Origin of the sequence: Sutcliffiella halmapala, assembly GCF_050107295.1 — a bacterium.
GTDB classification, from domain to species: domain Bacteria; phylum Bacillota; class Bacilli; order Bacillales; family Bacillaceae_I; genus Sutcliffiella_A; species Sutcliffiella_A halmapala_A.
Window position 1 is genome coordinate 99372 of the sequence record NZ_JBNIKR010000002.1, and the last position, 21733, is coordinate 121104.

Below are 21733 nucleotides of genomic sequence, written 5' to 3' on the forward strand. Positions count from 1 at the left end.
ATTTTTCTTTTTGAATAATGTAACTTTTAATAGAATGAGCCGTCTTTAAGGCAAGAAATTATTCATCAAGATTCTTTCGCTAGAGAGGGGTGAATGTACAACGTGCAGGAAGAAAAGGCAAAAGAGAAATTGAGAGAATGGTACCACCAGTATAGTGACGATATATTTCGATACATTTTGATGATGACTGGGGATCAGGAAAGGGCAAAGGACTTGACCCATGATACATTTCTGAAAGCCTATCATAGCCTGTCTTCCTTTAAAGGGGAGACGAGCGACAAAAATTGGCTTTACCGCATTGCCAGAAATGTCACCATCGATGATATGAGAAAAAGAAAGCCGTTAAGGTATTTGTTGGATTCCTTCGCATCCCTTGCTTCCCATGATCCCTTGCCGGAAACTGTTGCCCAATTGGGGGAGAGGGAGGAAGAGCTTTATCGTGCCCTCCAAGCAATCAAGCGTTCCTATCGGGAGGTCATCATCTTACGAAAAATAAAAGACTTGACCATAAAAGAAACAGCTGAGGTACTAAACTGGAACGAAAACAAGGTGAAAGTAACTTTATTCAGGGGATTGGAGGCATTAAAGAAACAAATGATAAAGGAGGGCTACAAGCATGAAACATACTGAGGAAAGTGAATTTGATCGGGAGTTTAGAAGCTATGAGTCTATGGAAATGAAAGAAGCGGATAAAAGGGAGGTTTATTCCAGGCTGATGGGGAGTGTTGAATTACCACAGAAGAAAAGAATGTTCATGGATGTATTCAATCCTGTCTTATCCGCGGTTCTTGCGGCCGCATTTCTCTTGATTGGAGGTTATTTTGTAGCGAATCAGATTCTCCAGGAGGAACCTGCTCGACAAGAAAGCCCAGCAGCGTATGAAAGAGTGGAGCAGCAGTTATCTGACACTTTCAACAAAGAGGTAATTATACCGAATCATCCTAAGTATCATGCGCAAATGATCTGGGTTTCTTATTACGGCTCTTATATAGAGGGGTCCTATGAAAGAGATAGACCATTAGGAGTAATAATTGTATACAAGGGTGAGAACAGCAATTTAGATGAAACGGAAGTAGAAAAACTTAGGGAAATGGGCGATTTTGTTTACGGCAAACCTGTAATATACCCTTTTGAAGATGTTCATTCTGAAATAAGAATAGATATTGCCAACGTGAATGCTATTTCCGGTGAGGAGATAGAGAGTATTGAAGGAACAAGAATCTACTATAATGAAATTGAAATGGAAACTGATAAATATATCAGATACAGCTTTTTACTGAACCACCTGACATACGTCTTTTCCCATAAAGTGACCGGACCAGAATCTCCCACAGAAGCAAGAGCGTTTGTTACTGCATTTCTGAAACAGGTAAATAAATAAGCTAAGGGGTCAAACCCCTTGGCTTTATTTGGAGTTATTCTTATTCCCATCAAACATATTCTCCGAGACTTTGTTAAGCTTTGCGAGAAATCGATTAAAGCCAAAGCCTATGAAAAAGGCGATACTGATTTCCGCATAGGGATGATCCTCGTTATGATTAGTGAATTCGATGAATAGGATGCCACTTTCAATCAAGGTCACTGCAATCACAGCTGTACCGGTGGCAAAGAGCGGGTAGAAGATATACATGATCCACTCTCTTTGATTTTGAAGTTCATCCTTCATATAGTGGGTGCAGAACATATAGAGGTGCCTCAGCGAACCCCCAATCGCTCCTGCTAAGAAATAGTAGAGAAACTGCTCCATTCCTGCAGCTTCTGGGAAGGCAATTGCTTGTTTCCCTGTCAAGAGGAAACCGACCGCAATGAAACTCCCGAAGAACAGAAGGAATAGGTAAGTGAGAATCACTGCAATTAACCAGCTTTTCACGATAATCACCTCCATGTATCCTATGGGAGAAGATGAATTTCGTTACTTTCTTGCATCGAACAAGCAATCTAATACAAAATAAGGAAGATTTCTGCTATTGTAGAAGGAAGTGAACCTGAACTAACAGGAGTGAGAGGCATGTTCTGGAAAAAGAAAACCGGCTCAGAACAACAGGATTCTGAGATTATCCAAATGGAAGAAATAAACAGACAAACGAAAAACAAAGCAGCTGAATACCTCAAAGATACGAACAAACTTAAAAACCTGCTAAGAAGAGCGGAAAATAAAGCAAAGAATAAAGAAAGTGAAAAAGGATTCGTCCAAGAAACATGGGGAAGCCTGAAAACGATGTTTGAGCTTGTGAAGGCTTATATAAAAGGTGACTATAGGAACATCCCATATGGCTCCCTGCTGATGATTGTCGGCGCAATCCTTTACTTTGTGATGCCGCTCGATGCAATACCTGATGCGATGGTGGGACTCGGATTTACTGATGATGCAGCGGTAATTGCACTTACCTATCGTAAGGTCAAGAAGGACATCGATAAGTTCGTGGCGTGGAAGCAGGAGAATGAAGTGCTTCCCCCGGCAGAAGGTGAAGAAAATGAGTCAACATAATGAGGAAAGCTATGAAAAAGCCATGCGTAATGCCAAAGCATCCATGGAACTTTCCGGTTTTACCATAACCGAGGAACACATGGACCTGGTACGGGCTAAACTGAAGGGTGAAATAACGGAAGAAGAGTTTTTGAAAATAGCGCTGGAAAAAGCGAAAAAGAGATAGCACAACGCTATCACCAAGGGGGATTTGATTTATGGAATTAGGAATAAGTACGTTCGTCGAAACAACACCAGATCCCATTACGGGAGAGGTAATCAGCCATGCACAGCGGATTCGCGAGGTAGTGGAAGAGATTGTTCTGGCAGATCAGGTAGGATTGGATGTTTTCGGGGTGGGCGAGCATCATCGGGAAGATTTCGCCGCTTCTTCCCCAGCTTTGCTACTTGCTGCAGCTGCGTCACAGACGAAACGAATCCGCCTGACGAGTGCAGTGACGGTGCTATCTTCAGCAGATCCGGTTCGTGTGTTCCAGGACTTTGCGACGCTTGATGCCATTTCAAACGGCAGGGCAGAGATTATGGCAGGCAGAGGCTCTTTTGTCGAATCCTTTCCACTGTTTGGATTTGATTTAAAAGATTACGATGAATTGTTCGAAGAAAATCTGGAGCTGCTGCTAAAAATCCGTGAATCCGAAAAAGTCACGTGGAGAGGCGGTCATCGACCAGCTATACATAATCTTGGGGTGTATCCGCGCCCAGTACAGGATCCGTTGCCTGTTTGGATTGGCAGTGGTGGAAATGCCGAATCGGTTGTACGTGCCGGGATGCTGGGTTTGCCGCTTGTGCTCGCCATCATTGGTGGCAGCCCTGAGCACTTCAAGCCGCTCGTCAAGCTTTATAAGCGTGCTGCAAGTCGGGCAGGTCATGATGTATCCAAACTTCCGGTTGCGTCACATTCCCATGGTTTTATTGCCGAAAGTTCAGAAGTGGCTGCGGATAAATTCTTCCCATCGACACAATATGTGATGAATAAACTCGGCCGGGAACGCGGATGGGGAAGGTATGAACGTGCCACATTTGATGCCGCAAGGAGCTTTGACGGTGCGCTCTATGTAGGAGACCCAGATACGGTTGCTAAGAAAATCATCCATCTACGCAAGAACGTCGGCATCACCCGCTTCATGATTCATATCCCAGTCGGCACGATGCCTCATGATGACGTGATGAAGGCTATTGAGCTTTTCGGGACGGAGGTTGCTCCAAAGGTTCGGGAAGAAGTAGGGAAATGGGAAGCTGAGGGTGGAGAATAAGTAATTATTCTAAAAAACTTCTTGACTATCATTTTCACTTTTCTGTATGTTGTATATATAAGAACACTACATGTCTGATCAATAGCCTGTAGTGTTTCTTTTTTACTAAAATCGAAACGTTTCGACGAAATTGTAAGCGGTTTAATCATGGGGAGGGAATACAATGATCATTCAATTAACAGAGCAGGAGAAGGCTAACAGACGGCTAGATCCAGAAACTTTGGCAATTGCTGTGGAGCAGGTGAAGGCAAATGGGTATATTGTGTTTGATAGCGTGATTCCGGAAGATAAGATTACACATATCCGCAACCATTTTGATCCATTGTTCGATGAGTTCACTGAGCGTAAAGGATACAATACGGGGACGAATCGTGCCCAGATGTTTCTGCCTTTCATGGAGCCATTCATTGACGAGGATGTGATCTGCCATCCGATTGCGACTGCGGTCATTGATGAGCTGCTTGGAAAATGGAATCATTGTAACTACTTTGCATCCGATACGCCAATGCCTGGTTCCGACTACCAGAATGCACATTGCGATATCATGCCTCTTTTTCCAGAATTGGCAATCCCGCTACCGGCATTCAGTCTTGTACTGAATATCCCATTGGTGGATGTGACAGAAGAAAATGGACCGCTTGAAGTATGGCCAGGGGGGACGCATCATAACCCGGACCGAGCGAACCACGATGCTTTGGATAATTCCGTTAATCCGCATATGCATATCGTCCGCGCTGCTGAACATATGTATTCGGAAAAGGTGTACATGAAAGCTGGCTCCATCGTGATCCGTGATATCCGCATGTGGCACCGCGGTACGCCGAACAGATCCGATTACCGCAGAACAAACCTTGCGATGATCTTCAACCGCAGCTGGTATGGTGCAGGCTCTTCCATTGATATCCCTCAGGAAACCTATGATAAGCTACCAGAAAAGGCAAAAGAGTTATATCGCATGGAGAAAATAGGTAGCAAGGTGAAGATGCCTTGGGAATGGTAAGATAGAATTTTATAAAAGCTCGAGACGCTAAATCGTTTCGGGCTTTTCCCTTTTTTCTCACAGAGACATTTATAAGCTTCTATCAGAAATATTTCATGTACGCATGGACATCTGTATACTCATTTTAATAATAAAAAATAGAAATTAGGAGAGTTAAACATCTATGAAAATACTAATAATTGTAGCTCATCCCAATCTGGAGGAATCAAAGGTGAATCGCCTTTGGAAAGAGAGGCTGGAGCAAGAAGGTAAGGTAACAGTACATGACATATACAGCGAATATCCTACATGGGAAATCGATGTGGAAAAGGAGCAAAGTCTGCTGCTTGAGCACGACCGAATTCTATTCCAGTTTCCCTTCTATTGGTTCAGTACACCTTCCCTGCTGAAAAAATGGCAAGATGAAGTCTACACCTATGGTTTTGCTTATGGGACAGGAAACAAACTCAAGGGTAAGGAATACGGGCTTGTGATATCTGCAGGAAAACCGGAGGAATCCTATAGTCCGGAAGGTACCAGTAAGCATACGATGGAACAATTCCTTTTGCCTCTTTCCGCAACAGTATTGCTTACTGAAATGAAATATCTGCAACCTTTTATCCTTTATAGTGCACCACATATAAGTGAAATGGAAATTCGGGAAAGTGCAGAAATCCTTGTTAAACATGTCACAGCAACTACTTTTAATAGAGTTAAATAGAAGATAAAAGGTAAGTCATGAAATTGTAATTGCTAGTATGTAAAAAAAGGTACTCCTGCGTTGTTTTGAGCAGGGAGTACCTTTTTTCTCATCTAGTAGATACAATCGATTTTCTCTTATACAGCAAGGATCCAATGGAAAAGGCAACCACACCCCAAAGCACCAATGTTCCGATTCCAAGCCAGAGCGTACCTGTGAAAATGCTGGTTTCATAGGCCATACTCTCCCTTAACACATCCGCAAAATGGGTGAGCGGGAGGACGTTGGACAGGGGCTGCAGCCAAGTTGGCATGGTTTCGATCGGGAAGAAGACACCGCTCAGGAACATCATGAGGAAGTTGACGATATTGGCCATCCCCATGTAAGCTTCCGTTGTTTTACTAAAGGAGGAGAAGAAATATCCCAATGCATTAAATGCCAGCGCACCAATCAGGAACACGACGATAAGGCTGAGAAAGTTGATATATAGATTTGCACCAAAAATGAATACGCCGATCACCGAAAGCAGGATGATTTGCACAATACTGAAAAGGAGTCGCATTGTCATATCGCTAAGTCCGAAAATCCCCATATTGGCAGGAGTCATCCGCAGCCTTTTGATCAAGCCTTTCCGGCGCATTTCCACCAGGTCGATCATGCCGAACATGCCACCTTGAGCTATTGCCAGTGCAATCATTCCTGTCAGAAGAAAGTCGGTATAGCTCAGTTCCGTGTTTCCTGAAGTGACAGTTTCAAACTTCATGTCATAGGTAGGGGTGGCACCGGCTACAAACAGATTTGCCTGCTGAATGAATTTATCTAGGATGCCCGAAAGCGCCTGAGCTGTCACACCTTGTTCGTTTTCCTTGTTCACAATCAAGGTGATGGAGGTAGCTTCCTGTGTCTCCGGAAGGATAATGGCAGCATCCACTTCTTTTTCTTTTACCCATTCCTCCGCCTGCTCTCTGCTCACGGGTTCATCCGATTTCACATCAAGGACTGAAAGTTGATTGATCTGATTCAGCACCATTTCCGCAGTTGGGTTCGGCTGTTCATTCACAATTGCCACCTTGGAGTTGAATTCATCATCAGAGTCTCCGGTAAAAATGACCATGAAGACGACCATCAAGATGACAGGGAAAAAGATCCCCCAGAACCACGCCTGCTTTTCACGAAGGGTCAGCTTTAGTTGTGCGGCAAACATTTTCTTGAACTGTTTGAAATTGTTCATGCTAATCCCTCCATTCCTTGCCAGTAAATGCGATAAAAACATCTTCCAGGCTCATTTCACGTATGGAGACCTGTTCAATTTGATATTCTTGTTCTTTTGTAAATTTAAATAGGTCATATAGGGTGTCCTCGGGTTTTGGCGTCCAGAGTGTTAAGGCGGTCGCATCTCTCTCTGTCCGCGAGACGGATGAAAGACTGTTGGCAAATACTTCCCCTTCTTTTGCAGCCTCTTCTCCGTCAAGAAAGGATAAGCGCACTTCTCTTTCTACTGTCAGCTTTTCAATGAGAGCAGCAGGGGAATCGAGTGTGATAATTCTACCCTGGTCCACGATGCAAACCCGGTCACTAAGTTTCTCCGCTTCTTCCATATAATGCGTTGTTAATATAATGGTTTTCCCAAGTGACTTCAAGTGAAGGATGATATCCCAGATATTGCGGCGAGCCTGTGGATCAAGGCCAGTTGTCGGTTCATCAAGGAAAATGATCTCGGGATCGCTAATCATCGCAAGACCGATGGCAAGACGTTGCCTTTGACCTCCCGAAAGATTCTTCACCCGATTACGGCGATGCTCCGTAAGATTGATCATAACGAGGATATCTTCCGTCGAATGTGCTTTACCATAAAAGGTAGCAAAAAGCTCAAGGTTTTCCTCGGGCGTTAATAAATCGAACATGGCGCTTGATTGCGGTTGGACCCCGATCATCATCTTGATGGCGTTGGCATTCCTATTCCAATCCAGATCGCCAAATTGAATATGGCCATGATCTGGCGTCACAAGGCCCTCTATCATTTCAAGTGTGGTTGTCTTTCCCGCTCCATTCGGTCCGATGATGGTGAACACCTCGCCTGCATTCACCTTGAAACTAATATCCTGTACTGCTTGAATAGTACCAAATGATTTCTTGAGCTCTTTTACCTCTAAAACGGTGGTCATGGGATTCTCCTCGCTTTCCATGAAACTATGAGTCTAGCCATTAGGTGGTCCATGATTGGACCTAACATTTACTATTATATTTAGCAATATTTCCGTTATGGCTAAAAAATCAAATTTTACAAATGGAGGTGTTTAGAGTGAAAAGGGTATATGTCGTTGGGTGTCGAATTGATACAACAGAATCTTTTGTTAAAAAGAGTAGACAGGGGGATGGCAGATGGAATGGGATGCAATTGTGATTGGCGCAGGACTAGCAGGCCTTGTCGCGACAGCTGAGATAGCTGATTCGGGAAAAAAGGTGATGCTGTTGGATCAAGAGCCGGAAGCTTCATTCGGAGGACAGGCCTGGTGGTCGTTCGGAGGATTGTTTCTGGTGGATTCACCTGAGCAGCGACGAATGGGAATAAAGGACTCAAAAGATCTAGCTTGGCAGGATTGGCTGGGGACTGCCGGTTTCGACCGTTTGGAGGATGAAGATTACTGGGCAAGGAAATGGGCCAAGGCATATGTGGAATTTGCAGCAGGGGAAAAACGTGAGTGGCTCACCAAACTTGGAGTTCGCTTCTTCCCGGTGGTCGGTTGGGCAGAGCGGGGAGGATACCTCGCTGAAGGGCATGGCAACTCGGTACCCCGTTTTCATATTGTGTGGGGAACAGGACCAGGGATTGTGGCCCCATTTGAGAAAAGGGTGAGGGAGCACATGAAAAATGGCCTCGTCGAATACAGGCCTCGTCATCGGGTGAATCGGCTGATGACGGAAAATGGTGTGGTAGTCGGAGTGGAAGGGGATATTCTCGTCCCTAGTTCTGCTGCACGCGGGGAGAAGAGCTCAAGGGAAGTTGTCGATAGCTTCTCCTACCGGGGGAATGCTGTACTCGTTTCGAGCGGAGGGATTGGAGGCAATCATGAACTTATTAGGAAAAACTGGCCAAAGCGTTTGGGAGAGGCTCCTAAACGAATGCTGTCGGGGGTGCCCGAGCATGTGGATGGCCGTATGCTTGCCATTTCAGAAGAAGCAGGGGGCAGGATCGTAAACCGTGATCGTATGTGGCATTACACCGAAGGAATCAAAAACTGGAATTCCGTGTGGAGTCAGCATGGCATCCGGATCTTGCCTGGTCCATCCTCCATGTGGTTTGATGCAAAAGGACAGCGCCTACCAGTACCAAACTTCCCGGGATTTGATACGTTAGGGACACTGGATGCGATCCAGAAGACTGGCTATGACTACTCGTGGTTCATTTTGACCCAGAAAATTATCGAAAAAGAATTTGCGCTCTCAGGCTCTGAACAGAATCCCGATCTGACCGGGAAGAGCATCAAGAAAGTTTTAAGCAGAGTCCTCCCGGGAGCACCGGCACCGGTAAAAGCTTTCATGGATAAAGGAGAAGATTTTATCGTAGCCGATAGTTTGTCAGAACTGGTGGAAGGGATGAACAAACTGACCGGAGAAAAACTATTGGACTATGCGACTATTGAAAGACAAATAAAAGCACGCGACAGGGAGATGGATAACAAATTTACCAAGGACCTACAAATAACGGCAATCAGAGGTGCACGGAACTATCTCGGTGACAAACTGATTCGCGTTGCTCCCCCACATAAAATACTGGACCCGAAAAACGGCCCGTTGATCGCCGTCCGCCTCAACATCGTCAGCCGCAAAACACTCGGCGGCATCCAAACCGACCTGTCAGGCAGAGTATTGAACCAAGATGGAGAAATAGTTCCAGGACTCTACGCAGCAGGCGAAGTATCAGGCTTCGGCGGCGGTGGAGTCCACGGATACAGAGCAATGGAAGGCACATTTCTTGGCGGCTGCCTCTTTTCGGGGAGAGTAGCCGGAAGAGCGATAGGGACAGGTCCCTCTGTCCCAGAAAGTAAAAATTCCGAAGTGACACATGATGTAGACCGAGTGTCACTGTAAATTTAAAGAGAATCCATGTTTGAAAGAAGGGAGGAGATTGTACTGATCATTCACAACACATCTCGAGACTTCCTAAAAAACTATGAACCAACTGAAGTATATATTAATGAATATTTTAGGAAGCATTCCATTCATTTCGAAGAGTATTTCAAGTATCATTGTAAAAATGTGCATGAAAAAATGAAGGTGGCAGTTCCGAAGCATCTTGAAAAGCTACCCGATTTAAAGATGATGAGTGAGTCGATGCCACGATTGATCCAAGAGATTGCCACAAAGTATGAAGAAAGGTATCATATCAAGTTCATAAAAGACGTTCATCTCCTGGTTGGTATCTATGGATCAAATGCGTTTACCTATCGCCAAATAATCCCGGAAATTGCTTTCTGTTTAGAAAAGCTATCGGCTAATGAATTGCACCTGGAATGTATTATTGCACATGAATTTGGTCATGCCTTACATCATTTGCTCTCGGACCAGGAAAGCATAGATTGGGGCAGATTAAATTGGAATAGTCCCTACACTTGGCTGCTGCAGGAGGGGTGTGCAATCCATTTTTCCAAACAGGCAGTTGATGCACGAGAGGATGTATATTTTGCTTTTGAGGAAGATTTAGAGTGGTTGGACTTTGTTCAAATCCATTTCACAGCCATTAAGGGTAGTTTAATAGAAGACCTGAACACATTGCCACCAACCGACATATTCAGAGAATGGTTTTCCATTAATGGTGGAACAAACTATGGCTACACACGGCTTGCGTATTATATTGGCTATAAGCTTGTAGAAAACCTGATAAAAGAGTACGGTGAAATAGGTGCCGTGACAATTTGGCATAAGGAAGACTATAAAGAAATACTTCATAAAAAGTTAGGAGAGATTGAATCTTGAAAGCAATCATTTTTGATATGGACGGAACTCTATTCCAGACAGATAAAATATTGGAGCTGTCATTGGATGATACATTTGAACATTTAAGGCAAGCAGGGGAATGGGACACGGAAACCCCGATTGAAAAATACCGGGAAATCATGGGCGTGCCGATACAAATTGTATGGGAAACATTAATGCCGTTGCACTCCATTGAGCTTAGAGAAGGTGCCAATAAAATTTTCCACGAAAGACTGATAGAAAACATCCGGAAAGGACAAGGAGCCCTGTACCCCAATGCTGTGGAAGCATTAACCTTCCTGAAAGATAAGGGCTACGCCATCTTTATTGCGAGCAATGGACTGACCGAATATCTCAAAGCGATCGTCGAATATTATCATCTTGACACATGGGTAACGGAAACCTTCAGCATTCAGCAAATTGATTCATTGGATAAAGGCGAGTTGGTCAAAGGTATTGTGAATAAGTATTCCATTACTTCTGGGGCTGTTGTTGGTGACAGGCTGACAGACATCAAGGCTGCCAAAGCTAATGGACTTTTAGCTATTGGATGCAATTTTGACTTTGCCAAAAAAGAGGAGCTTGCTATAGCGGATGTAGTGATTGATGATTTGATGGATTTGAAGAATATAGTGCACGACACGGTGAACTTATAATATAGAAAAAGGTCTATGCTGGCATTTAAAGTAGAAAAGAGGCAGCAGGTGAAATACTTCGAATTTGGCATCGGGAATAAGTGGCTTGTTAGAACAGAAACAGAGTTGGAAGATGGCAGCGAATATGAAGAAAAAGGTATCAAAGGTCCAATAAATATTCGGTCGGTATACCTTAGGGTCTGGATTGGGAAACGGGTATTCGTTTTGGACTCAAGCGATGGGTTGAAACTGGCACGAAAAAATCGGAATGCAGTAAAAGTGATTATTGGGATGGTAAGTAGATAGGAAGAGAAAGAGTGGATTTTAAAGGCGTATGTCAAGGGCGGGGGTCAAAATGGACTCCGCCCTGACTTTGAGTAACGCGTGTCGAACGGTGTCTATTATTGCGATTTGTGCATAAATTCTGATTTTACACCGTAAATTTAGGTTTTTTAAGCGCAAATTGATTTTTTTCAGCATAAGCAAGGAGTTTTTCATCGTAAATTAAAATTTTTCATCGTAAAGCAAACTCTGTTATGGTGTGTCCTGGTCAAAAACCAAATGAAAAGGAAATTATTGGCCATTTGTAGAATATAGTAGCTATAAAGGAGGAGGAGATGCCGATGTTTTGGGGAATTGTGATTCTTTTTGTCGCAGCACTCTTGCTTTTGGGCTATATAATCGATAAAAGAACGGACCGATATAAGTCAAATGATGATCGAAAAACAAAGGATCAGATAGAGGCTGTCAAAGACGAAACGCAGAAACATCATAATCCGGCCAATAATAATCATTTTGTGCCTTGATAGAGTCTCATTCTAGAAAACGAGAATAATACAAAAAGGAGTGTGTAGTATTATTAAGAACCATTTCAGGTCTACGCTCATTTTTTGGAATATTTTTTATATGTATTGCAGTTCTACTAATCATGCTTGGCAAATTTTCTACTGTTGAAAGGAAGCCATCAGCTGAAATGGTTGCCTTTAACAGCCTGTCACAAGATGAGCAGAGGTTGATGATCAGCCCAAAGGATTCCACTGTTCAGAGATTGGTGGTCGACGATGAGATAGGTGAAAGTCTCGGAAAAGAACATCTGGGAAACACAGTGTACGCAGTTACGTTTCATCATACGGAGACAGCTGATTCAGGAAACCTGATTGTCTATCTTGATGAAGAAAAGGAGAAGGTCGTGGGGAAAGGGTTTGATGAAAAAACAGATTGAAAGGGGAAAGGATGGTTGAAGAAGGTCACTAGTTTCAAATCATACCTTATTATGAACAGTATTTGAATTACATACAAGCTCAGAAAACGGATTCAGGCAATATAAATGATAGCTTTCTATTGCACGTACTGAATCCCCTAAGTACAGAGATATATATACGGCAATAACCACGCTTTCAACCTTGATGACCCACACTTTTTCCCCCGAATGCGTCTCTGGGTATTCCTCAGTGGTCCCACTTTAGGTTGGGTTTTCAAATCATGCAACAATTCATCAGCAAACATCCGGAACTGTCTGTAGAGGAATGGACACGGTTGGAGTCGGAGAAGATTATGGAGGGTAGTGGGGTCAGTTTGATAGATTAGCACCAAAGCATTTTTCAAGATAATATTTAATATTAAAAAGAGAAATTCATTTTCCACTTCTATACCATTTTAATTGGAATATAAATGGTATGGAAGGAGGGGGTATCTATTAACTCTACTAATCGTTCTAATCATTCCACAAAGAAAATAGTTGTTTTTTATATGAATGGCACCTTTCTAACTATATTTATTGCATTCATTATCATTTCTTCTATTAGTACTGTCTTTTCCAACAGAATGTCTTCTCAAATAATCACCAATTGGATGAAGAATATTGAAGTGGAAGATCTCTTTCTGGCAATTTTACAAAGTCAAAACCAATATTTTGTCGGGAATGATGTGGAAGTGAAACAGATACCCATAGGAAATATGCTCTTTCAATTAGCGACAAATATTAAACCGAATGATGTCAGAAGCCTTTTGGGGAATGAGATTCCTGGTTTTTTTGCCTATGATTATAAAATTCATATTGCAGGTGAAGGGACGGATTATACCAATTTGCTCCATGAATCATCAGCCCCGATGGAAGTGCTTTTAAAAGAGAGGGAAATTGCAGAACAATCCCTCTTGGATGCAGATGAAATCAATACTCCTCCCGCCCCTGAAAGAATGCTTGAGGAAGAATTGGTTTATATCTATCATTCGCATAGCTGGGAGTCCTTTTTACCATTACTAAAAGGGGTATCAGATCCAGATGAAGCCACTAGCAACAATTCTAGTGCAAATATAATCGCAGTTGGAAATATGCTTAAGAATTCTCTATTGGGTGCTGGGGTAAAATCACAGCACAACACTTCCAATATGACTGAGCAGTTACATGCTAGAGGCTGGAATTACTATAATTCATACCAGCTTTCAAGAGAAGTGGTGAAAGAGGTAATGTCAGCAAATAAGGAAGTTAGGTATGTGATAGATATCCATAGGGATTCGGTTAGAAAAGAAAAAACCACGATAAATATAAATGGGGAAAAGTACGCCAGATTACTATTTGTGGTGGGAGAAGACCATGCAAACTTTGAACAAAACTTGGAGTTTGCAGACAAGATATACTATGCAATCGAGAAAAAATATCCAGGACTTTGCAGAGCGGTACTGATTAAAGATAAGTCGAAAGGGGACGGCATTTATAATCAGGATCTTTCAGAGCGCTCCCTTCTATTGGAAGTTGGCGGAGTGGACAACAATCTGGAGGAATTGAATAATGCGGTAGAAGTATTTGCGGAAGAATTCAGCAAGCTTGTATGGGAAGAAAAGAATGCAGGTCAATTTTAAAAGAGGGGATGAGGTATATCAAAAACAGTTACCGGTGGCTTTTCTTTACATTTGCATCCACCCTCATTTCTATGACCTTCTTCCATTGGCTTGCAACAATCGCTGTTTTCATAGCGGGTATGATTCTTACATCGATTTCAATTTTTGAAGAGTTTAAAAGGGAAGAGCAATAGTTTGAATGGATCGTGGAATAACCTGACAACAAAAGTGGATGGCAGGCTGTTGAGAGTCAACATCCTAAAATGACAAAGAAGCAGAACCCTATTACTCTGCTTCTTTGACAGTTTTTATATTTCAATCAAAGGGTAATATTCTGCGCCTTTATAAACTCCACCACATAACCACCAATTTGCCGTCCTAGTCGTAAACCTTCATCATTATCCACTTTAAAATGAACACCCGCATATAATCGGGAGAGAGCGGTCTCCTCTACGATAGCCTTAATATTAGCAGCTTCCAGTGGGAAAAAGTAGCTGATCATGACTTCCGATGCTCCAGCAATTACAGCATGGGCGGATGGATAGGCTGGGAATCGAGGAGTGGTGAGGATAGGCACGAAGCTTCGTCCATATTGATTCGGGCGTGCAACATCCCAGTTATATTTCAAATACCAGCAGATAACAAAAACATCGTTTATGGCAGCTTGATAGAACCCCTGCATTCTCGCAATAGTCGGAGAGCCTTTTTGATACTTGGTACCTAGTTCATAGATCAACCTGCTGAACCTGGATGTCAGTTCACCAGTTGCCCAATATTGTGCACTTTGAATCTGTTGGGGTGTGATAGCGTATCTGGTTTGTTCCACCAGCTGCAGTTCGGATTCCCAATTGATGTCTAGAGGATTATTTATCTGCCAATGAATCGGTCTGCCAAAGGGGTCGATAAACCGGCTCGCACTTTCCCTCCTGAAAAAAAACATCGGCCAATACCCTGACTCCGGTGCACCTCTAGGTGGAACCTGCTCCCCCTGATAAGGGTACTCCGACCATTTTCTATAATTGGAACGCATCCGCTTCAGCTCCTTTCAGAATCTACTTCTAATTCTTTATGATGGATAGCGGATTTATATGTCATCAGAGTCAAGGGGACAGGTCCTTTGAGTTTCGTGATAAATAGAGGAATCTGAAAGTTTTTGGCGAAAGATATACTTGAATAATAGTTTGTAAGTTTACATAAGGAGAAAGTCGAAATGATTATAAACGTGAGACAGGAGATCGCAAGCGATTACCCCTTAACGGAAAGAGTGATCCAAAAAGCTTTTGCCAACGTGGAAATCAGCGATAAAACCGAACATGAAATAGTGCAACGGCTGCGTAAGTCTGAAGCCTTCGTACCTGAATTATCTTTGGTTGCAGAAGATGAAGAGATTGTAGGTCATATCCTTTTGACGAAACTGAAAATCAAAAAGGAAGATGACAGTACGGAATCCTTGGCCCTTGCTCCTGTTTCCGTACTACCGGAATATCAGAACAAGGGAGTCGGTTCGCGGTTAATGAATGAGGCTTTGAAGGTGGCGAAAGAATCTGGTTTTCAGTCGGTCATTGTGTTAGGTCATCCAACCTATTATCCTAAATTCAGATTCAAGCCTGCTTCGTTATGGGGTATAAAAGCTCCTTTTGAAGTACCGGATGAAGTATTTATGGCATTGGAACTGGAGGAAAACTCGTTGAATGGGGTTTCTGGAGTGGTGGAATATCCGCGTGCCTTTTTTGAAGGGTGAGTGGGACAAGGGATTTGTCCCTACTCACCCCAGCGAAACTCGATGTCCTTCATTTGATAGAAGCCATCTTTATATTCGTAGGTTATATAAAAACTTCCGATAAAATTACCTGGGCCGATCTGAGCTCCCATTTTCGCGGTTAACTGGTTGCCTATCACATCAAAGCTTATCAAATTATCAGTCACAATATCTGCAAATAAGCCTTCTGGTCCTGTCACGATTTTTTCAATGTTATATATCTTTTTTCTATTACGGATGCTGATGATAGCTTCGGATTTAGTCAACTTGGTTTTGACATTTCTTAGTAAGATCGTCCTTGGATCATCTACGATTATTTCTCTATACGTCTCTCCCACATTGGTTTGCGTTTGGTGAAGGACATGTACGTTTTGCTCTAAAATACCTGTACCATAACCTTGGGTGAGTACGATGATTAAGTCTTTTTTTCCGTCATTATTAATATCCTGATAAAAGAGTTGTGGAGCGTATGTTTCATTGGCTACATTCCGCCAATAGGGGAAATACTTTGTTCCGCCATTCACAACAAGACGGAAATTCACTAGTTCGCCATCTCTTTCCTGAGCATATAATGTAAGGTTGATTTCTGGTATAGAACCGATCATCTTTTCTTTCGGCTCGTTTAGGTTGGATGCGGCAGTTATGTGCGGGCGTTCTAATTGCACGAAAAGAAACAGGAGCGCTATGAAGATGAATAGTTGCTTTTTGATAGAATTCTCCCCAATCTTTCGATATTTTCATTAAAGTTTGCCCACTTTCAAAATGAAATATCTTGGCTTGAGAGGGAAGAATGAAAAATTATTCAATAGAAATAACTTGCGAGATTAGGGCACATAAGGAGGAAAACATTATGAATAAAATAGTTCAATTAAAAGAAAAACATTTCAAGGAAGCAATCGCATTATCAGAATATGCTTTTCAATATAAGGTCCCGGAAGCGGACATCCCGAAACGGATGGAGCAGGTGAAGAAGCATTCCATACTTGGGATATTTGAGGATGAGCAGCTTGCTGCAAAGCTGCACCTTATCCCTTTGGAAGTACATACAGGTGAGCAGAAGTGGAAAATGGGTGGCATAGCGGGTGTTGCCACTTATCCAGAGTATCGCCGCAAAGGCTTTGTAAAAGACTTGATGAAACAATCGTTGGAACAGATGAAGGAAGAGGGATACCTTGTTTCCATGCTTCATCCGTTTAAAATTTCGTTTTACAGGAAGTATGGATGGGAGCTTTTGACGAATCGAGTCAAATGTACCCTAACAAGAGCGGATCTGGTAATGCAGGGGCTAGTTCCTGGTAGTGTCAAGCGTTCCATTATGGATCACAACTATCAAGATTTGAACGAAGTCTATTCTCAATTTGCCACTCGATTCTCTGGAATGCTAGTCCGAGAGGAATCTTGGTGGAAAAACATATGTGACGGGGAATCCACTGCAATCTACTATAATAAGAGTCAGCAGCCAATAGGGTATATCCTCTATTCCATCAAGGATTCAAAAATGAAAGTGGAAGAGTTTGTCGCACTTACTTCGGAAGCAAGGAAAGGTCTATGGAATTTCATCTGCCAGCACGATTCGATGCTCGATCAGGTGGAAATGATCCTGCAGGAAAAAGACCCACTCTTATTCTCCCTCCAGGAACCGAATGTGAAGGCAGAGATAGCACCATACTTTATGGTGAGGATTGTAGATGCTGAAAAGTTTCTAAAAGATTACGAGTTTCAGTGGAATGACACAGAGGTTGTGTTGCAGATATCGGATCCATATGCGAGTTGGAATGAAAAACTATTTTCCTTGAAAAATGGTGAAGTAACAGTGATTGACACCCATGGTAGGATAGAAGATGGTTCAATTTTAAAAATAGATATAAACTCATTGTCTACCATTCTTTTCGGGTATAAACGCCCTATGGAGTTGTACGAATTAGAATTATTGGAAGGAAGAATAGAAGATATTGAAAGATTGGAAAGCCTTTTACCAAACCGTCCTTCATTCTTTTATGATTTCTTTTGATTTATAATCGGGACACGGGACCTGTCCCCGAAAGGCGGCTTACATCATGTTAAACAAACAAACGTTAGACGATTCTAATGCACTGGAGGGGGAAATGGATGAAGAGATTTATCCATATAAAAGTTCTCCAGAGAAACTAGCGGGATTGTACAGAAAGACACTCTTCATTGTGGTGCTTTCGCAGATTTTCGGCGGAGCGGGTCTTGCCGCAGGGATAACTGTGGGGGCGCTTCTGGCACTTGATATGTTAGGGACGGATGCTTATTCGGGAGTTCCGGTTGCTCTATTTACATTGGGCTCAGCAGGGTCGGCACTAGTAGTAGGGAGACTTTCTCAAAAATTCGGGCGAAGATCCGGGCTTGCAGCTGGATTCTTAACCGGGGGCCTCGGTGCGATAGGGGTCGTACTGGCAGCCATAACAAGTAATGTCCCGCTGCTTTTTGCATCATTTTTCATTTATGGTGCAGGGACAGCCACTAATCTTCAGGCCCGTTATGCCGGGACGGATCTTGCAAACTCCAAACAGAGAGCAACAGCGGTCAGTATAGCACTGGTTTCTACGACATTGGGTGCCGTGGCTGGACCGAACCTGGTAGGGGTAATGGGTGATTTCGCATCTTCCATTGGCATTCCTCCGTTGGCAGGTCCGTTTATTTTAGCCGCAGCAGCTTTTATGATAGCCGGTCTTATTTTGCTGGCTTTTCTTCGACCAGATCCATTTTTAATTGCTAAAAAGTTGGAGGAATGGAACAGAAGAAATACGGCAAATAACTCTGAAACTACTATTCTCCCTTCATCCAATAGAGGAGTTGTAGTAGGAGCTTCCGTTATGATCCTGACCCAGGTGGTGATGGTTGCCATCATGACCATGACTCCCATACATATGGGGCATCATGGTCACGGATTAAGTGATGTGGGTCTTGTCATTGGCATCCACGTTGGCGCCATGTATCTGCCGTCATTGGTCACAGGTATGCTGGTGGATAAGGTGGGACGTACCGCAATGACCATCGCTGCGGGAGGTACACTGCTTCTTTCAGGTCTCGTAGCTGCATATGTACCAGCTGACAGCCTGATTGGGATTATCATCGCTCTTGCCCTGCTTGGTCTGGGTTGGAACTTTGGCCTGATCAGTGGAACCGCAACTATCATTGATTCCACCACTCCATCAACAAGGGCGAAGACACAAGGATCGGTGGATGTCCTGATTGCATTGTCGGGCGCGTCTGGTGGAGCGCTTTCAGGAATGGTTGTAGCTCAATCGAGTTATGCGACACTCTCACTTGCTGGAGGATTTCTAGCGCTTCTACTTGTTCCTGTGGTGATATGGTCGCGGAAAATAGCTAAATCGGAATAAACTACGAAACAGTGGCTTTCTTACCGCCTCACTCTCTTTTTTCGCTGAGCGACGGCACGAATGGTGACATAACAAATAAAGCAGGCGACATCCATTAATCGGGATGTCGCCTTTTCATTTTACTCAATTCTTTTTCAAGCTCTCCATCTCTTCACTCACCATTAACGCCAGGTCATCATTGCCAAACAGCGATAACACACCTAAAAGTGTCTCGTTGCTTATCTCCCCAGCTTCTTCCTTCGAAACGGTTAGCTCCAGTGCCTGTAATAGAGCAGGGTTATTCCCCTGATTCGGGTAGGCTTTCGTGTAAAGTGCTACAGGATCCAGGTCATGGTTGATGCACCACTGTGCAAACACAAGGATCATCATGTTTTCTTCTTTTTGATAGTTTTCTACAATTCTTTTTTCGACTTCTTTTTTATCCATCTGCCATTACTCCTTTGTAAAATGCTACAACCATTATAGCATGGGGGAGAGACAGGTCCCTTGTCCCACCTTATTAAATAAATGGGACACGGAATCTGTCCCCGTGTTGTAAAATGAAAAGGAGGTAATTGAGAAAAGGTGGGAAATTCAATGGATATCCAAATTAAAGAAAAGATTACGTATCTAAAAAATGCAAAAAGCATTGTGGAGCTAAAAAAGGGTTTTTCCTTCGACAAGAAGTATATTATTGATAATAAATACCTTTTGAGATTGTTTCCGATTGAGGAAGTGAAAAAAAGAGAAATCGAATACGATACAATCCATGCCCTCTCAGCTTATTCGAATTATGTTCCTGCTGGAGTAGAGTTCAATACTTTGGAGGAGCTTGATAAAGCATATATGATCCTCACCTACCTGCCGGGAGAAGATGCGGAATTAGCCATGAAAGGGTTAACGGAAAAAGAGCAGTACTATGCCGGATTTGACTCTGGAAGGGAATTGAAAAAGCTGCATGAACTTGAGGCGCCAAATGACTATGAACCCTGGCATATCCTTAAAAAGAAAAAAAGCGATAAATACATAGAAGAACTGAAGGAGATAGATATAGACGAAAGTCTGAAGGGATTGCTTGAAAGCTACATCCTAAAAAATGAACATTTAATGAAGGAGCGCCCAAATCGATTTCAACATGATGATTTCCATCCATCCAACCTTGTCATACATAACAAGACATTTGCAGGAATCATCGATTTTCAAAAAATGGATTGGGGAGATCCGATTCATGATTTGCAAAAGCTCGGATTCTTCTCCAAGCGTGTGAGTGTCCCTTTTACTAAAGGTGTTGTCGATGGGTATCATGAAGTTGGAGGGGTGACCCAGGAATTTTGGGAGCTTTACAACTTATACAGTGCGATGCATGTCGTGTCAGCCATTGTCTGGGGCATGAAAATGGGACCGGAACAGTATGAGGTTCTTTATCGTTATTCCATGAATGTGCTGAGCGATCATGATAACTTCAACCGATTAATCCCCAAGTGGTATGTTTAATACAATTTGTAAGAAAAGTATTAATATACCAACTCACGGTTAAACTACTTTCGAAAGTATCTGTGGGAGGGTTAACGATGGATAACCATAAATATAAAAGCACTGCATCGGAACTTGGTATAATTTGGTCGCAATATATAAATGATAGTTTGGCACGCTGTATTCTTCGCCATTTTATCCATCATGTTGAGGATGAAAGTATAGGGGATATACTCAGGTATGCCCTTCAGTTATCAGAAAGTCACCTGAAAAAGATAAAACAATTTTTAACTCAGGAAAGCCTGCCTATCCCTATTGGGTTTACTGAAAAAGATGTCAAAGTAGATGCGCCCCGACTATTTACTGATACATATATGATTGTATATATACAAGTTATGGCTATCCATGGGATGACAAGATATTCTGGTGCAGTAAGCAGTTCACATAGGGAAGACTATATAAAATACCTTACCGAATGCACTTCCGATACCATGGAACTCTATGCAAGAGCAACAAAGGTCATGTTGTCAAAAGGAATCGTTACAAAACCGCCTGTATTAAACAATCAATACAAAGTTGATTTTGTTAAGAAACAAAATTTCTTAACAGGTTGGTTTGGTAATCGAAGACCTATCAACGCTGTGGAAATCAGTGGTACCTACCTGAATTTGCAGAAAACAATGGCCAAGATGGTAATGGAATTAGGTTTTGCTCAAGTCGCACAATCAAAAGAAGTACGAGAATACATGGTAAGGGCCAGAGAACTTTGCCAAAAGCATTTTGATACCCTTTCCACTATGTTGAGAGAGGACAATTTGCATGTCCCAAAGATACTAGAGACAGAAGTAACTGATTCTACCGTCTCCCCATTTTCCGACAAGCTTATGCTGTACCACATTTCAACCTTGCTTTCTTCTGCAATTGGTTATTACGGTGAAGCTTTATCCGTAAGTCAAAGAAGGGATTTGGCAGCCGGTTATGCAGGAATGATAGGCGAAATGGGTTTGTTAGCGGAAGATGGTGCGAATCTATTAATAAATAATGGTTGGATGGAACAGCCACCGGCCGCTACTGACCATAAAGGCTTGGCCAAAAATTGACGGTACAGAAAGTGTTTTTTAGCGTATTGCCCTGCCAGTCAGGTTTTAATGAAGTAATATTTTATAGTTTCAACCGTGAAATCTCAAAAGCCGTCACCTAATCTGATATCCATGTTGTGCATTTTTTGTTCAACATGGATTCTTTTTGTTCCCCATCGTGAAAATCCACTTAAGTTGAATTGAC

At 42.7% G+C, this 21733-nt stretch carries 25 protein-coding genes; 19 read left to right on the plus strand and 6 right to left on the minus strand.

All coding sequences use genetic code 11. The features are described 5' to 3' along the window. Window positions 1-93: 93 nt before the first annotated feature. Entirely contained in the window at window positions 94-630 is a 537-nt protein-coding gene (locus ACQCT5_RS04180) for an RNA polymerase sigma factor (protein ID WP_499639318.1), read from the plus strand. Beyond that, a complete protein-coding gene (locus tag ACQCT5_RS04185) occupies window positions 617-1381 on the plus strand; it encodes a hypothetical protein (protein WP_499639320.1) in 765 nt (254 codons plus the stop codon). The genes ACQCT5_RS04180 and ACQCT5_RS04185 overlap by 14 nt, the downstream gene beginning before the upstream one ends. A gap of 24 nt (window positions 1382-1405) precedes the next feature. Here the strand turns inward: ACQCT5_RS04185 and ACQCT5_RS04190 are convergent, their stop codons facing one another. Then, window positions 1406-1870, minus strand: a complete 465-nt coding sequence (locus ACQCT5_RS04190) for a hypothetical protein (protein WP_499639322.1) — start codon at window positions 1868-1870, stop codon at window positions 1406-1408. Between the two features lie 138 nt (window positions 1871-2008). Here ACQCT5_RS04190 and ACQCT5_RS04195 point away from each other — a divergent pair, with 138 nt between their 5' ends. From ACQCT5_RS04195 to ACQCT5_RS04215, 5 genes are all read left to right on the plus strand, one after another. Beyond that, window positions 2009-2488: a YkvA family protein gene (locus ACQCT5_RS04195; protein ID WP_499639323.1), complete on the plus strand. Its 480-nt coding sequence runs from the start codon at window positions 2009-2011 to the stop codon at window positions 2486-2488. Further along, entirely contained in the window at window positions 2475-2654 is a 180-nt protein-coding gene (locus ACQCT5_RS04200) for an antitoxin VbhA family protein (protein WP_499639325.1), read from the plus strand. Before ACQCT5_RS04195 ends, ACQCT5_RS04200 begins: the two co-directional genes overlap by 14 nt. Window positions 2655-2685: 31 nt before the next feature. Further along, the gene (locus ACQCT5_RS04205; RefSeq protein ID WP_499639327.1) at window positions 2686-3741 is read left to right on the plus strand and encodes an LLM class flavin-dependent oxidoreductase; all 1056 of its coding nucleotides are present in this window, start codon (window positions 2686-2688) and stop codon (window positions 3739-3741) included. 163 nt (window positions 3742-3904) lie between these two features. Beyond that, window positions 3905-4741, plus strand: coding sequence for a phytanoyl-CoA dioxygenase family protein (locus tag ACQCT5_RS04210; RefSeq protein ID WP_499639329.1), 837 nt, complete (start codon window positions 3905-3907; stop codon window positions 4739-4741). Between the two features lie 163 nt (window positions 4742-4904). Further along, the gene (locus ACQCT5_RS04215) at window positions 4905-5441 is read left to right on the plus strand and encodes an NAD(P)H-dependent oxidoreductase (protein ID WP_499639331.1); all 537 of its coding nucleotides are present in this window, start codon (window positions 4905-4907) and stop codon (window positions 5439-5441) included. 88 nt (window positions 5442-5529) lie between these two features. Here ACQCT5_RS04215 and ACQCT5_RS04220 read toward each other — a convergent pair whose 3' ends face one another. Beyond that, window positions 5530-6651: an ABC transporter permease gene (locus tag ACQCT5_RS04220; protein WP_499639333.1), complete on the minus strand. Its 1122-nt coding sequence runs from the start codon at window positions 6649-6651 to the stop codon at window positions 5530-5532. A gap of 1 nt (window position 6652) precedes the next feature. After that, the gene (locus ACQCT5_RS04225; RefSeq protein WP_499639335.1) at window positions 6653-7585 is read right to left on the minus strand and encodes an ABC transporter ATP-binding protein; all 933 of its coding nucleotides are present in this window, start codon (window positions 7583-7585) and stop codon (window positions 6653-6655) included. Between the two features lie 217 nt (window positions 7586-7802). On the opposite strand from ACQCT5_RS04225, the gene ACQCT5_RS04230 reads away from it, so the two are divergent. From ACQCT5_RS04230 to spoIIP, 7 genes are all read left to right on the plus strand, one after another. Further along, the gene (locus ACQCT5_RS04230; RefSeq protein WP_499639337.1) at window positions 7803-9512 is read left to right on the plus strand and encodes an FAD-binding dehydrogenase; all 1710 of its coding nucleotides are present in this window, start codon (window positions 7803-7805) and stop codon (window positions 9510-9512) included. A 15-nt stretch (window positions 9513-9527) separates the two neighbouring features. Beyond that, window positions 9528-10397: a hypothetical protein gene (locus ACQCT5_RS04235; RefSeq protein ID WP_499639338.1), complete on the plus strand. Its 870-nt coding sequence runs from the start codon at window positions 9528-9530 to the stop codon at window positions 10395-10397. Further along, a complete protein-coding gene (locus ACQCT5_RS04240) occupies window positions 10391-11053 on the plus strand; it encodes an HAD family hydrolase (protein ID WP_499639970.1) in 663 nt (220 codons plus the stop codon). The genes ACQCT5_RS04235 and ACQCT5_RS04240 overlap by 7 nt, the downstream gene beginning before the upstream one ends. Before the next feature lie 48 nt (window positions 11054-11101). Continuing rightward, complete coding sequence (locus tag ACQCT5_RS04245) at window positions 11102-11338, plus strand: DUF3977 family protein (protein ID WP_499639339.1); 237 nt, start codon at window positions 11102-11104, stop codon at window positions 11336-11338. A 317-nt stretch (window positions 11339-11655) separates the two neighbouring features. Further along, window positions 11656-11838: a hypothetical protein gene (locus ACQCT5_RS04250; RefSeq protein WP_499639341.1), complete on the plus strand. Its 183-nt coding sequence runs from the start codon at window positions 11656-11658 to the stop codon at window positions 11836-11838. Window positions 11839-11960: 122 nt separating this feature from the next. Further along, complete coding sequence (locus ACQCT5_RS04255) at window positions 11961-12254, plus strand: hypothetical protein (RefSeq protein ID WP_499639343.1); 294 nt, start codon at window positions 11961-11963, stop codon at window positions 12252-12254. Window positions 12255-12856: 602 nt separating this feature from the next. Next, the gene (spoIIP, locus tag ACQCT5_RS04260; protein ID WP_499639345.1) at window positions 12857-13891 is read left to right on the plus strand and encodes a stage II sporulation protein P; all 1035 of its coding nucleotides are present in this window, start codon (window positions 12857-12859) and stop codon (window positions 13889-13891) included. A gap of 298 nt (window positions 13892-14189) precedes the next feature. Here the strand turns inward: spoIIP and ACQCT5_RS04265 are convergent, their stop codons facing one another. Continuing rightward, complete coding sequence (locus ACQCT5_RS04265; protein WP_499639347.1) at window positions 14190-14900, minus strand: vanadium-dependent haloperoxidase; 711 nt, start codon at window positions 14898-14900, stop codon at window positions 14190-14192. A 180-nt stretch (window positions 14901-15080) separates the two neighbouring features. On the opposite strand from ACQCT5_RS04265, the gene ACQCT5_RS04270 reads away from it, so the two are divergent. Further along, window positions 15081-15611: a GNAT family N-acetyltransferase gene (locus tag ACQCT5_RS04270; RefSeq protein ID WP_499639348.1), complete on the plus strand. Its 531-nt coding sequence runs from the start codon at window positions 15081-15083 to the stop codon at window positions 15609-15611. 20 nt (window positions 15612-15631) lie between these two features. Here ACQCT5_RS04270 and ACQCT5_RS04275 read toward each other — a convergent pair whose 3' ends face one another. Further along, the gene (locus ACQCT5_RS04275) at window positions 15632-16294 is read right to left on the minus strand and encodes a hypothetical protein (protein ID WP_499639350.1); all 663 of its coding nucleotides are present in this window, start codon (window positions 16292-16294) and stop codon (window positions 15632-15634) included. A gap of 185 nt (window positions 16295-16479) precedes the next feature. Between ACQCT5_RS04275 and ACQCT5_RS04280 the strand changes: the two genes are divergently transcribed. Further along, complete coding sequence (locus ACQCT5_RS04280) at window positions 16480-17640, plus strand: GNAT family N-acetyltransferase (RefSeq protein ID WP_499639352.1); 1161 nt, start codon at window positions 16480-16482, stop codon at window positions 17638-17640. 94 nt (window positions 17641-17734) lie between these two features. After that, on the plus strand, window positions 17735-18997 hold the full coding sequence (locus ACQCT5_RS04285; RefSeq protein ID WP_499639972.1) for an MFS transporter: 1263 nt from the start codon (window positions 17735-17737) through the stop codon (window positions 18995-18997). A 123-nt stretch (window positions 18998-19120) separates the two neighbouring features. Here the strand turns inward: ACQCT5_RS04285 and yxiS are convergent, their stop codons facing one another. Beyond that, complete coding sequence (yxiS, locus tag ACQCT5_RS04290; protein WP_499639354.1) at window positions 19121-19423, minus strand: protein YxiS; 303 nt, start codon at window positions 19421-19423, stop codon at window positions 19121-19123. A gap of 150 nt (window positions 19424-19573) precedes the next feature. Here yxiS and ACQCT5_RS04295 point away from each other — a divergent pair, with 150 nt between their 5' ends. Both ACQCT5_RS04295 and ACQCT5_RS04300 read left to right on the plus strand, forming a co-directional pair. Continuing rightward, the gene (locus tag ACQCT5_RS04295; RefSeq protein ID WP_499639356.1) at window positions 19574-20470 is read left to right on the plus strand and encodes an aminoglycoside phosphotransferase family protein; all 897 of its coding nucleotides are present in this window, start codon (window positions 19574-19576) and stop codon (window positions 20468-20470) included. A 77-nt stretch (window positions 20471-20547) separates the two neighbouring features. Then, entirely contained in the window at window positions 20548-21549 is a 1002-nt protein-coding gene (locus ACQCT5_RS04300; protein WP_499639357.1) for a DUF3231 family protein, read from the plus strand. The last annotated feature ends 184 nt before the right edge of the window (window positions 21550-21733 follow it).

Coding starts and splice junctions, on each gene's coding strand:
- ACQCT5_RS04180 (WP_499639318.1), top strand. CDS start 94: ATGTACAACGTGCAGGAAGAAAAGGCAAAAGAGAAATTGAGAGAATGG.
- ACQCT5_RS04185 (WP_499639320.1), top strand. CDS start 617: ATGAAACATACTGAGGAAAGTGAATTTGATCGGGAGTTTAGAAGCTAT.
- ACQCT5_RS04195 (WP_499639323.1), top strand. CDS start 2,009: ATGTTCTGGAAAAAGAAAACCGGCTCAGAACAACAGGATTCTGAGATT.
- ACQCT5_RS04200 (WP_499639325.1), top strand. CDS start 2,475: ATGAGTCAACATAATGAGGAAAGCTATGAAAAAGCCATGCGTAATGCC.
- ACQCT5_RS04205 (WP_499639327.1), top strand. CDS start 2,686: ATGGAATTAGGAATAAGTACGTTCGTCGAAACAACACCAGATCCCATT.
- ACQCT5_RS04210 (WP_499639329.1), top strand. CDS start 3,905: ATGATCATTCAATTAACAGAGCAGGAGAAGGCTAACAGACGGCTAGAT.
- ACQCT5_RS04215 (WP_499639331.1), top strand. CDS start 4,905: ATGAAAATACTAATAATTGTAGCTCATCCCAATCTGGAGGAATCAAAG.
- ACQCT5_RS04220 (WP_499639333.1), bottom strand. CDS start 6,651: ATGAACAATTTCAAACAGTTCAAGAAAATGTTTGCCGCACAACTAAAG.
- ACQCT5_RS04225 (WP_499639335.1), bottom strand. CDS start 7,585: ATGACCACCGTTTTAGAGGTAAAAGAGCTCAAGAAATCATTTGGTACT.
- ACQCT5_RS04230 (WP_499639337.1), top strand. CDS start 7,803: ATGGAATGGGATGCAATTGTGATTGGCGCAGGACTAGCAGGCCTTGTC.
- ACQCT5_RS04235 (WP_499639338.1), top strand. CDS start 9,528: ATGTTTGAAAGAAGGGAGGAGATTGTACTGATCATTCACAACACATCT.
- ACQCT5_RS04250 (WP_499639341.1), top strand. CDS start 11,656: ATGTTTTGGGGAATTGTGATTCTTTTTGTCGCAGCACTCTTGCTTTTG.
- ACQCT5_RS04255 (WP_499639343.1), top strand. CDS start 11,961: ATGCTTGGCAAATTTTCTACTGTTGAAAGGAAGCCATCAGCTGAAATG.
- spoIIP (WP_499639345.1), top strand. CDS start 12,857: ATGTCTTCTCAAATAATCACCAATTGGATGAAGAATATTGAAGTGGAA.
- ACQCT5_RS04265 (WP_499639347.1), bottom strand. CDS start 14,900: ATGCGTTCCAATTATAGAAAATGGTCGGAGTACCCTTATCAGGGGGAG.
- ACQCT5_RS04270 (WP_499639348.1), top strand. CDS start 15,081: ATGATTATAAACGTGAGACAGGAGATCGCAAGCGATTACCCCTTAACG.
- ACQCT5_RS04280 (WP_499639352.1), top strand. CDS start 16,480: ATGAATAAAATAGTTCAATTAAAAGAAAAACATTTCAAGGAAGCAATC.
- ACQCT5_RS04285 (WP_499639972.1), top strand. CDS start 17,735: ATGGATGAAGAGATTTATCCATATAAAAGTTCTCCAGAGAAACTAGCG.
- yxiS (WP_499639354.1), bottom strand. CDS start 19,423: ATGGATAAAAAAGAAGTCGAAAAAAGAATTGTAGAAAACTATCAAAAA.
- ACQCT5_RS04295 (WP_499639356.1), top strand. CDS start 19,574: ATGGATATCCAAATTAAAGAAAAGATTACGTATCTAAAAAATGCAAAA.
- ACQCT5_RS04300 (WP_499639357.1), top strand. CDS start 20,548: ATGGATAACCATAAATATAAAAGCACTGCATCGGAACTTGGTATAATT.